Source organism: Clostridium sp. JS66, from assembly GCF_033561535.1.
GTDB lineage: Bacteria > Bacillota > Clostridia > Clostridiales > Clostridiaceae > Clostridium_AM > Clostridium_AM carboxidivorans.
In genome coordinates this window covers 3,035,413-3,047,023 of the sequence record NZ_CP131467.1, presented here as the reverse complement: position 1 = coordinate 3,047,023, position 11,611 = coordinate 3,035,413, and the positions used below count along the sequence as shown (strand labels likewise).

The window sequence follows — 11,611 nt, the reverse complement described above, 5'->3', positions numbered from 1 at the left end:
CTGCAAGATAGGCATATAAAAAACTGTGCTATCATACAGGGTAATTTTTATTAACAATTAAAGAAAATTCTTTGTTATGCTCAAGTTATATTTTTGGGTAAAGCTAAATAAAGTTTTGAAAATATAAAATATTGTCATTGTACCGTAACAGAACTGTAATAATTTTCTTTTATACTAAAGGAAGAATCTTTACTTAGAAAGTTTTAAATAAAAAAATACAAATGGGAGGCTTTTAATATGAAAAGAATAAGCAGATTTTTAATAATAGCTATTTGGACAGCTTTAATATATAAAATATTTAGATTAAATTTATTCACTGGAAATTTAGATGATTTAAATAAATTCTTTAGCAACTGCGGCAATTATAAAGCATTAATATTCATTACTTTATCTTCATTAAGAATAGTGGCATTAATTCCTAGTGCAGTATTTATGATTCTAGGAGGAATGATATTTACTCCTACCCAAGGGTTTGCTTTTACTCTTATTTCAGTTATACTAAGTGGAACTATTGTTTACATAACCTCAAAAATTTTAGTTAGTTCGGGTATTCAGAATTATCTTACAAAAAAATATCCTAAGTTTTACGAATTATTACTTAGAAACAACACAAAAATATTAGCTATAGGTATTTTATGTCCAATAGCTCCTTCAGATGCAGCTTGTTTCTTAGCTAGCTCCACAGGATTAAATTATAGAAAATTCATTTTAACAATAATAGCTGCTAATATACCAATGATGATACTTTATAGCTTTCTTGGAGATAGTATTATATCATCATCTAACAATACAATAATAATTTCAACTATTATAGTTTTGATAAGCATGTATTCTATCTACTTATGGAGTAAGGAACAAAAAAATGAAAAATTAGCTTAAAAAGAAGGTTTATTCAACCTTCTTTTTCATTGCAGATTTAAACATAATGATGGATGTAAATACAATTACGAACACTACCACCCATTTTAACATGGTAAGCGGTAATTCCTTAACAATGTAAGCAGCAATTAGAACACCTATAATACCAAAAAGATTTGTAGCCAAAGATACCTTTCTATGATAAGCTCCTTCTCTAATAAACTTTATAGCCGCTACAGGCTCAAGGAATGCACACGAACCCATCATTATAGGAAAAGCTACCTTAGGAGACATTCCTAGTGCAAACACTAAAGCCATACATGGCGCATAATTTCCTATTCCTATACACATTAAAGCTCCTAGTATAAAGTTACCTATAAGACCTACTATTAGTTTAACTCCTGTAAGTGATGTTGCTGTTCCTCCTATAGGCATTATATTTAGCAATCCGGACAACATTACAAATGCAACAATCAGAAGGGCTATTCCCATGCCAATCTGAACCTTTTTTTTCGGTAGCTTGGATACTATTCCTGCTCCAAAATAGGATCCTGCAGTAGCTGCCAAAATCATTGTAACCAATGTAGTTATATCCACTTTAATAACAGTCATGAATATAAGTGCTTCTGTCACTACTGGAACACAATTTGCAACATTCAAAGTACCTGGAATTATTCTGTCATCCACAAGCTTTAAAAATTTGTAAACTGCAGTGGTAGGTGCAAAGCTTCCAATTCCCAAGGTATCAAAGAAATTTGCTATTAAACCTACTATTCCATAAACTAACCAATTGCCGCCTTCCTCAAGTCTTCCTTCTTTCTTTGTTTTCATGTAATCTTGAAAAAAAACAAATACAAAAAACAAGGTAAAAGCCATAAGGATTCCTGAAACAATCTTAATAATCATGGCAAAATCTCCTTTTAATTTACATATAATACTTAACCTTGTTATAATTATACAATACTTTAGTAAAATATTAAAGGGAATATTGTAAAGTAAATTCAGTAAATTGAATTTTTAAATAAAATTTATTTATTTTTTTATTTTTAGTAATTTTCAAACTACTGTTTTTAACATCTTCTTTAGTTTATCTATATTTTGATATTGCAGCATTACTATACAATAAGTGCAAAGATGGATAAAAAACGTTTTATTAACGTTAAAAGACATGAAGAGCCAAAATTCTACAATATTTAAAGGAGAGTAAGAAATATTAATTTGATATATTAATTATGGTCATAAATTTTAATTAATTCTCTATAACTTCCATTCTATGTGTATAAACATTATGAACAAGCAATTCTCTATCCTTATGTTCATATTCCACCCAATAGGTTACATTACCAATTCTCATTCTTGCCAAATAATGTGAATTTTCTGTGTTTAAAAATCTCTCCTTATTTTCTTGTGCATTAATGATCGTTTTTTTTACATCCTCACAAAGAATTAATCTTTCTTCTATTTCATTTTGCACATCATCAGGTATTATTATTTTGAAATTACAATCTGTTTCTAAATCCTTCATTACACCACTCCTTTAATAAATTAATCTTAACACGAGTTCTATCTTAATTATTACCATTAAAATTATTTGTTATCATTGCTAAAGTTTTAATTTTATTAGAATTAGCATATTCTGTTTGTTGCTTAGGAACATTACCAGATAAATTTCCTTTAATATCTACAGTATGAGTGTTTGTAGCTATACTACTTATTGAACCAGCATTTTGTATCATTTTATTATAAGAAGATTTATCATCAGGGTAGTAATAGGTTGTAAATGCAAGCACTGTTTTACTTTTATTTTTTGGTATCTCTGCCGCATTCTTTTCTTTGTTATATTTAAAAAAAGCTGTAGTTGTAACCAAAATTATAAAAATCCCTACTAAAAGAATTTGCAATAATCTTTTTTTATTAACCATAATGTTATCCTCCCAAATTTTATACATATTTGCGTAAATAAAAATCACTAAGGAGTAATAAATACTTAGTGATCTTTTGTATGGTGATGATTATACTACTTTATTTGTAACTAGATGTCCATCCTGCTGGCATTTTCTTGTCAATTAGAGACTTACTCCACAAATTCAACATTTTTACATAATGTATCGAACTGAATAATTCATATATAATCTTGTAGTCTATAAACATAAAAGAAATGAGGATGATCAAAAATCATCCTCAGGCTGTTGATAAACATATTTTGTCAGCAGCTCTTTTAATTTTTTGCCCGATAGGGATTTTTTTGATTCAAAAAGGATTTTCTGTATAAATGTCGAATATATAATATAGATAAAATTAACCCGATAGGGTTTTTACGGAGGTAATATATGCTTACAAATAATTCAGAAAAACAAAATGAATTAGAATTAGTTTATATAGAAAATTTAGTTCCCAAAAACCATATCCTTAGAAAAATAGATAAATATATTGATTTTTCTTTTATAAGAGAACTAATAAAAGATTTATATTGTCACAATAATGGTAGGCCATCAGTAGATCCAGTAGTCTTATTTAAAATGCTTTTTATTGGATATCTATTTGGTATACGTTCAGAACGTCAGCTTGTTAAAGATATTGAAGTTAATGTAGCTTATAGATGGTTTTTGGGATATAATCTTACAGATAAAATTCCAAGTCATTCAACTATAAGTCAAAATAGAATAGCAAGATTTAAAGATACCAATATATATCAAAAGATATTTGATAATATTGTACTTCAAGCTATAAATAAAAAATTAGTAGATGGTAAAATTTTATACACAGATTCAACTCACTTAAAAGCTAACGCTAATAAAAATAAGTTTACTAAAGAAATAATTACTCAGTCAACTAAAGGATATCTTGAACAACTGGAAAAAGATATTGATAAAGATAGAATAGAACATGGAAAAAAACCTTTAAAAAAAAAGAAAAAATAGCTGAAACTAAAGAAATAAAAGTAAGCACTACAGATCCTGAAAGTGGATACATGGTTAGAGAAGGTAAACCGAAAGGTTTCTTCTATTTGGATCATAGAACAGTAGATGGCAAATACAATATAATAACTGATGTCTACGTAACTCCAGGAAATATTAATGATGTAGATCCTTATATTGATAGATTAAAAACACAAATAGAAAAGTTTAATTTTCACACAAAATATGTAGTTGCTGATGCTGGTTATTCAACTAATCCAATTTGTAAAAAACTTTCTGAGAAAAGTTATAAGGCCGTTTTAGGCTTTAGACTAGGACCGCACGTTAAAGGCAAATTTACAAAATATAGATTTCAGTATGTTAAAGATTTAGATGGTTATGTTTGTGAAAATAAGTACCTATTAAAATATAAAACAACCAATAGACAAGGCTATAAAGAATATGTTAGTAATTCAGATAATTGTACAAACTGTAAATATAGAGATAAATGTTTAACTTCAGATAAAGCAAGCTTTAGAACTATTAGACGCCATGTTTGGGAGGACTATAAAGAAGAAGTTTTTAAGTTTACCAAGACAGAAAAAGGAAAAAGTATATATAATAGACGAAAAGAAAAAATTGAGCGTAGCTTTGCAGATTCAAAAAATCTTCATGGTCTACGCTATGCTCGTTTGCGTGGAATCAAAAAAGTTTCTGAACAATGCCTACTTACGGCAGCAGTTCAGAATATGAAAAAGATAGCCAGAGTGCTATCGCACATTTTTTTGATTTTACGAAACAACTATTTACAAATATTTGAAGATGTTGATATTTTCTATAAATACTACCGCATAAATTAGAATCGATAATTTTACCCAGCACTTTTAAAAGTGCTGGGTTCTTGAACAATCTGAGGATGATCAAAAATCATCCTCATTTCTTTTTAATATTAACTTAATTCTGAAAGTAAATACTTCTCTGCTTCTGCACACCATAAACCATTATTCTTCTTTACTATTTCATCCAATTTTGCAAAAACAGGATTTTCCTTCCCCTTTTCTTCAAAATCATCTATTGCTGTAAGTTCTAAATCTATATTGGTATATATAAGTTTCTTTCCTCCTGGTATCTTTGGAAGATCTAAAGTGGCTTCTGATACTGAATTAAGCCCTCCTATATGAGTTACCATAACTGCAGGATTTATTAAGTTTGCCTCAGTCATTTTTAGAGATTCAATCATATCATCTGTGTTTCCACCGCTTGTACCAACAATATGAGTTGATGAATAGTGTACATTGTAAAAATTAAATTTTGCCGAGAACTTTGTGTCCGTTGGTCCTGCAAAGAAATTCAAGCAGCCATCTCTAGCTAATATCTTATCCGCTTGTTCTAACAGTGGCTCTACTGGAGCATAAACATATACGTCATCATAGCCTGTACCACCAGAAATTTCCTTTAGATATGCAGGAACATCTTCTATTTCTTTAGTATTAGCAAATATTAATTCAATACCATTTTTCTTTGCATTTTCATATATAGATTTTGCTCTTTCAATTCTTTTATTATCTATGTCTGTTACTACTAATAATGATGGTCTTCTATCACAATTAAGTATATATTCTACAGCGCCAAGTCCCATTGGGCCTGTCCCTGCAAGAATCGCCATCTTTCCACCTTCTTTGATTCCCATGCTGTACTCATATTTTCCTGGTGTTGTATGATAGTTAGCATGGAATGCTCCTATTATACAAGACATTGGTTCTGCTAATGATGCCTCATAATAGGATTCACCATTATAATGTAAAAGACATCCTAATTCCATAACCTCTTGAGGTATTATAGTATAAGTAGTATCTCCTCCAAAGTAAGAATATGAATATCCAGGTGATGCCTGGCTGCCCTTATAGTTTAAAGCTGGCTGTATAGCAAACTTTTCGCCTTCCTTAAATTTCTCTTTCCATTTAGCACCAACTTTTACTATATTACCTGCAAATTCATGTCCTATTATTACAGGATTCTTAGCTACATCATTAGGTACTCTCTTGTGATCTTCACCCTGAATGGCTGCTTTATATGAAGACATACATAAACTATCTGTAATAACTTGTACTAATATTTCATCATCTTTTATTTCAGGTAATTCAAATTCTTCTAATCTTAAATCCTTCTTGCCATAAAGTCTTACTGCTTTAGTTTTCATAATAAATTCCTCCTAATTTTAAGATAAATATTTTTAAATTTCTTTATTTGTAACTTGCTTTAAACTATACTTTTCTTAATAATTTATATATTGAAATTCAACCATATTTTCAAATGTGGTAATAGTATCAAGGTCTGCTGCCTGTGTACCAGATGTCATAACGCTGGCAGTACCACACGCCACTGAAAGTCTTACAGCTTTTTCAAAGTCGTATCCCTTATCTATTGCCAGTGCAAGTGCTGCTACCATTGAATCACCAGCACCAACTGTACTTTTAACCTCTACTTTTATCCCTTTTGCTAGAATTGATGAATTTTTTCTAACAAACAGCGCTCCATCAGCTCCAAGGGAAACCACTACAATTTCTATACCATAGTCAAGCAACCCTCTTGATAATTTTAATGTTTCATCTACACTATTAATTTTTTGTGCAAATAAAGCTTCGAGTTCGTTAATATTAGGCTTTACAAGATATGGCCCTGCTTTAATACCTTGTTTAAACAATTCACCATCAGCATCCAAAATTGTCTTTATTCCTTTATCCTTGGCTTGTTCAATCCATGTTTTATATATTCTTTTGTCAACGTTCTGTGGAACACTACCTGAGAAAACTATCAATGAACTTTTTCCCAAGTCCTTGTAAAGCTTATTACTTAACTTGTCAAGATTTTCATCAGATACTTGAGGACCACTTTCATTTATATCAGTGTTAGTATGTTTTACCCTATCCACCACTTTTGTATTAACTCTCGTTTCACCATCTATAAATACAAAATCATTTTCTATTTCCATAGAATCTAAATACTCTTTTATAAATCTTCCATTATTTCCAGCAAGTATCCCAACTGCTCTACTTCTGCCTCCTAAACTTTGTATAACTTTAGATACATTTATACCTTTACCACCAGCATCAAGCCTAGCTGATGAAATTCTATTTACAGTACCTACACAAAAATTATCTATTTCTATTGTTTTGTCAACAGCAGGATTGAGTGTAACTGTTATAATCATAATTTCACTCCATTCATTACTATTTTTTTAGATATCACATTTCATAATAATGTTTATCATTTTGCTTTTATCTTTTGACTCTATTAGTTTCTTTACATTTTCTTCATCGTGACATGCAATTGCTATTTTAGAAAGTATAGTCATATGATCATCATTTTTTCCTGCAATTCCTATAACAAGGTAAGCAGTATTCCCTTCACCAAAGTCTACTCCATTAGGATATTGAGCTATAACTATACCTGATTCCTTAATATACTTAACATATTGATTCATCCCATGGGGGATTGCTATACCATTACCAATATAAGTTGTTATGTCTGCTTCTCTTTTTTTCATTCCTTCTATATATTCTTTTTCTACATATCCATTTTGTACGAGAAGGCTCCCAACCCTCTCGATAGCCTCATTTTTTGTTTCTTTTGCTACATTTAACATAATATTCTTTTCATTTAAAACTGTTAATTCCATTTAAGTTTCCTCCTGATTTAATATTTTAATTATAGAATTACGTAGATCTTTAATATCTCCTAGTCTTAATATTTCAGTAAAATTTTTATCTTCAATTAAAGCAATGCTTATTTTCCCCATTTTCTCAAGGACATAGCTGTACTCATTCTTTCGTGCTAACAATACTATAAAGGTATCAACACTTTCATCTTCAAATCCACTGCTTTTTAGTTGTATAGAATGCTTTAATCTATATACTCCTACAAAAGGATTTTTTACAGTATCAGATCTGGTGTGCAGCAATGCTATATGAGAATTTGGAATAACCACACTTCCCAGTTCTTCTCGTTTAAATATTAAATTCTTAATTTCTTCTTCATTACTTATCAATTTATTATCAAACAAACTTTCCACTATTGACATAACTAACGTGCTGAAGGAATCAGTATCAATAAATTCAAGTTGTAGATTTTTCAGTATATTGTTAACCTGGTTGTATTCATCTATTATTATAGGATCTTTGATTTTTTCAATATCAGGTAAAGATGTAATATTGTTAAATATACTGTTATCCAAGTTTCGTTTCTTTATGAAGCTATTAATTTTATCTACATCTTCATTCTGTAAAAAAGGTGACACGGTTATTATATTTTGGTTATCCGCTTTACCATCAATATTAACTGTTGATAAAACTATGTCATAGTCACTATTTCCCTCTGGCCAATCTTTAAATGATGATATAGTAACTGATTCTACATTTGGTATTGCTGCCTTAATTTTATTAGATAATATTCTGGCAGTACCAATACCATTAGGGCAAATTACAAGTACTGATAGTTTATTATTTTGCACATTGCTTCTTTCTATAGCTGCACCTATATGCATAGTTATATAGCCTATTTCATCTTGAGACATAGTAACGTTATATTTTGAAAAAACTAATCTACAAGCATAATCAACTGCTTTAAACAAATCGCCATAATAGTTTTTGATTTCATCCACCAAAGGATTTTTAACCTGTATACCCATATTGATTCTATAAAGAGCTGGATTAAAATGTTGTGATAATCCTAAAATCAATTGTTCATCGCACTCTATTTTTATATTTAATTTTTTACCTACTTCATGAACAACTTCAGAAGACAAAATTTCCATAGGAATGTCTAATTCTTTAAATTTCCCACCGGTCTTATAAATGTACTTATTTCCCATAAGCTGAATAGCAACATAGGATAACTCACTATCTGCCAAATTTATATTTAAGGAAAATAAATACTTTTTTATTTCATGAATAAAGTAAAATTCTTTAGATGATAAAATATCTTGTATAAGATAATCCGGAAGTTCTATAGGAGAATTAAGCTTAGTCTTTTTTAAGGATAACAAAATGTGAATAAAGGATCCAAAATAAGCAATGTCATCCTTATTTGTTACTATTTCTTCACCAAGCAATTCCAATAAATTTTTTGAAATTGTTATAAGTTCTTCTCCAAAGACAGTTTTGAAGAAAGCATTTATAGCCTGATCTTTTTTGCTGCCGTATATAAATGCAAGTAATTCATCAATGGGTTTGTATTCATAAAGCACTTCAATAAATGAACTTCTTTTATTCCATTCTGAACCCTCAACAGCTATTCCATATCCTCTTTTTCTAATAAGCGAAAGATTACGAATATTTAACCATTGTTCAATTTTATCCATATAAAGACTTATGCTGCCTTCAACCACATTAAACTGATAACTAAAATAAGCAGATTTATATGGTTCATGTGCTAACAGCAGCTGTGCTGTTATAAGAAGCAATCTCTGCTCTTGCGATAACAACCACTGTAGTGGAATGCCTCCTAAGGATTGTTGAATACTTTTCAGAGCTTCCTTTTCACCTTCTATATATAAACTTGATTTATTCTCATTTACATATACATTTCTATCAGATAAAAATTTGTTAATTACCACAATATCTCTTGATATGGTTCTGCTACTTACATCAATTTGTTGGGAAAGGTCCTTAATACCTAAGGAACCTTTCTCTATTATTGTATTTAAGACAAACTTCTGTCTGGCAGTTAAGTCAATCATAGTTTCCACCGCCATTCATTTTATTATTTTTTTAGTGAATCAATAAATTGACTATAAGTTGTGTTATCTAGGAAATTTTTAATAGTAACAATTTTTGCATTAGGTACAACCTGTACAGCTCTTGCAGCAAGGCTTTCCTGTGTAAATACCACTTCTGCTTCCTTGGGGATTTCATTAACAGCAGAGTGTTTAACAACTATATTCAATCCTGCTTCCTTAATTTTTTTCTTAAGTATAGATTCTCCCATTGCTGACGAACCCATACCTGCATCACATGCAAATACTATAAGGTTGGGAATTTCTACAGGTTTTTTTTCTGTTTTTTCAACATTCTGAACTTTTTGCCCTTTACTTTCTGTTTTCAAATCTGCTACTAAATTCTTAGCATTATCAAATGAATCATCATCAACTTCAGTATTACTTCTTTTAAGAATAATCGATGCTATAAAAAACGATACTACTGTACCTACAGCTATACCAGTTATAACTGGTAAGAAACCACCTTTTGGACACATTGCAAGTTCTGCAAAAATACTACCTGGTGAAGGAGGTGCTACAAGTCCAGCTTTTGTGATAACAAATGTTAAGTCTGCAGCTGCTCCACCGCCTATTACAGCAAGAATTAATATAGGATTCATTAAAACATATGGAAAATATATTTCATGAATACCACCAAGAAAATGAATTATCGCAGCACCAGATGCCGATTGCTTTGCATTTCCCTTGCCATAAAACATATAAGCTAATAGTAACCCTAAACCTGGGCCTGGATTAGATTCAAGTAAGAAGAAAATTGATTTTCCGGCAGTTTTTACTTGATCAATACCTAATGGTGAAAACACACCATGATTTATTGCATTATTTAAAAATAATATCTTACCTGGTTCAACTAATATTGCAATAAGAGGTAATAATCCCTTGTGTGTTATCCATAAAGCAGCTCCACCTATAGCAACTGACACATTATTTACAACCGGTCCAATTATAGATGACGCCAGTAATGTAAGTAATCCACCCAAAATTCCTGCTGAGAAGTTGTTTATAAGCATTTCAAATCCAGCTGGAATCTTACCTTCAACTATTTCATCAAATTTTTTAATCAAATATCCACCTAGTGGACCCATTATCATTGCTCCAAGGAACATAGGTATGGATGCTCCTATAATAACTCCCACCGTTGCTACTGCACCAACAACACTTCCTCTTACACCATAAACAAGTTTACCACCTGTGTAACCTATCAATATAGGTAACAAATACGTAATCATAGGACCAACTAGTTTAGCAAAAGTTGCATTAGGCATCCAACCAGTTGGAATGAAAATGGCTGTTATAAGTCCCCATGCTATGAAAGCTCCTATGTTAGGTAGAACCATACCTGAAAGAAATCCACCAAATTTTTGCAACTTGGCTTTGCTGTTGCTATTTTTACTTAGTACTGACTTTGATGTTTTATTAGATAATTCCATTGCTTTTATACCTCCCTCGATTTAATTTTGCTCGATGACTATACTTTAAAGCAAAGAAAACGTTTTTTCAATATGCACAACTTTAATGTTGGCCATGCAATTTTATGACAATTTTAAAATATGCAATTTACAATTTTGCAAGATACAGTGCTTCAATTTTGACATTTTACCTGCAGGACAATTTTGAAGTATATATATCTCTATGTATATTGACGAAAATGCTTTTTTAAAAATATAATTAAAGCATGACTCAATTAAGAACAAATAAAATAATTTATATTATTTGAGGTGAATTTAAAGTATATACATTAAATTAGAGCGCCAGAACTTAAGTTCAACTAACCAAGCTGAAGATTTGGAATTTTCTATGGAAACTCGGCTTAACCGCCGAGTAAGTTTGACTAACCAAATCGAAGATTTGGAGTTTTCTATGGAAACTCGGCTTAGTTGCCGAGTAAGTTCGATTAACCAAATCGAAGATTTGGAATCTCACTTAAGTTGACGAGGATAGGGTTTATCGATTATTCGGCGGATACCCTACGGTATTAAGTGCTACCGTTAACAATTGACAAAACTATGAAGTAATTCTTAGGACAAATCAATTAGGTGCTAATAACTTTATTAATTTATTTTTCCTTTTTTGAGTCAAA

Annotated in this window: 10 protein-coding genes; 2 read left to right on the top strand and 8 right to left on the bottom strand. The window is 30.4% G+C overall.

Annotated elements, in window-relative coordinates; genetic code table 11:
* The first annotated feature begins 237 nt into the window (after positions 1 to 237).
* On the top strand, positions 238 to 879 hold the full coding sequence (locus Q6H37_RS14250) for a TVP38/TMEM64 family protein (RefSeq protein WP_318742688.1): 642 nt from the start codon (positions 238 to 240) through the stop codon (positions 877 to 879).
* A gap of 9 nt (positions 880 to 888) precedes the next feature.
* Here the strand turns inward: Q6H37_RS14250 and Q6H37_RS14245 are convergent, their stop codons facing one another.
* The 3 genes from Q6H37_RS14245 to Q6H37_RS14235 all read right to left on the bottom strand — a co-directional run bounded on the left by Q6H37_RS14245 (position 889) and on the right by Q6H37_RS14235 (position 2,780).
* Positions 889 to 1,764 carry a sulfite exporter TauE/SafE family protein gene (locus Q6H37_RS14245; RefSeq protein WP_318742686.1) on the bottom strand — a complete coding sequence of 292 codons (876 nt, stop codon included), beginning with the start codon at positions 1,762 to 1,764 and terminating at the stop codon, positions 889 to 891.
* Between the two features lie 343 nt (positions 1,765 to 2,107).
* Entirely contained in the window at positions 2,108 to 2,383 is a 276-nt protein-coding gene (locus tag Q6H37_RS14240; RefSeq protein WP_318742684.1) for a hypothetical protein, read from the bottom strand.
* A 43-nt stretch (positions 2,384 to 2,426) separates the two neighbouring features.
* A complete protein-coding gene (locus tag Q6H37_RS14235) occupies positions 2,427 to 2,780 on the bottom strand; it encodes a hypothetical protein (RefSeq protein WP_318742682.1) in 354 nt (117 codons plus the stop codon).
* A 408-nt stretch (positions 2,781 to 3,188) separates the two neighbouring features.
* Here Q6H37_RS14235 and Q6H37_RS14230 point away from each other — a divergent pair.
* A protein-coding gene (locus tag Q6H37_RS14230; RefSeq protein ID WP_412523864.1) for an IS1182 family transposase occupies positions 3,189 to 4,615 on the top strand; the annotation gives its coding sequence in 2 pieces (ribosomal slippage) (positions 3,189 to 3,777 and positions 3,777 to 4,615; 1,428 coding nt in all).
* 89 nt (positions 4,616 to 4,704) lie between these two features.
* Here the strand turns inward: Q6H37_RS14230 and Q6H37_RS14225 are convergent.
* From Q6H37_RS14225 to Q6H37_RS14205, 5 genes are all read right to left on the bottom strand, one after another.
* On the bottom strand, positions 4,705 to 5,955 hold the full coding sequence (locus Q6H37_RS14225) for a zinc-binding dehydrogenase (RefSeq protein WP_318742680.1): 1,251 nt from the start codon (positions 5,953 to 5,955) through the stop codon (positions 4,705 to 4,707).
* 75 nt (positions 5,956 to 6,030) lie between these two features.
* The gene (gene pfkB / locus Q6H37_RS14220; RefSeq protein WP_318742678.1) at positions 6,031 to 6,966 is read right to left on the bottom strand and encodes a 1-phosphofructokinase; all 936 of its coding nucleotides are present in this window, start codon (positions 6,964 to 6,966) and stop codon (positions 6,031 to 6,033) included.
* A 27-nt stretch (positions 6,967 to 6,993) separates the two neighbouring features.
* Positions 6,994 to 7,434, bottom strand: coding sequence for a PTS sugar transporter subunit IIA (locus Q6H37_RS14215; protein ID WP_318742675.1), 441 nt, complete (start codon positions 7,432 to 7,434; stop codon positions 6,994 to 6,996).
* Positions 7,435 to 9,492: a BglG family transcription antiterminator gene (locus Q6H37_RS14210; RefSeq protein ID WP_318742673.1), complete on the bottom strand. Its 2,058-nt coding sequence runs from the start codon at positions 9,490 to 9,492 to the stop codon at positions 7,435 to 7,437.
* 23 nt (positions 9,493 to 9,515) lie between these two features.
* Positions 9,516 to 10,970, bottom strand: coding sequence for a PTS mannitol transporter subunit IICB (locus Q6H37_RS14205; RefSeq protein ID WP_318743027.1), 1,455 nt, complete (start codon positions 10,968 to 10,970; stop codon positions 9,516 to 9,518).
* Positions 10,971 to 11,611: the final 641 nt, after the last annotated feature.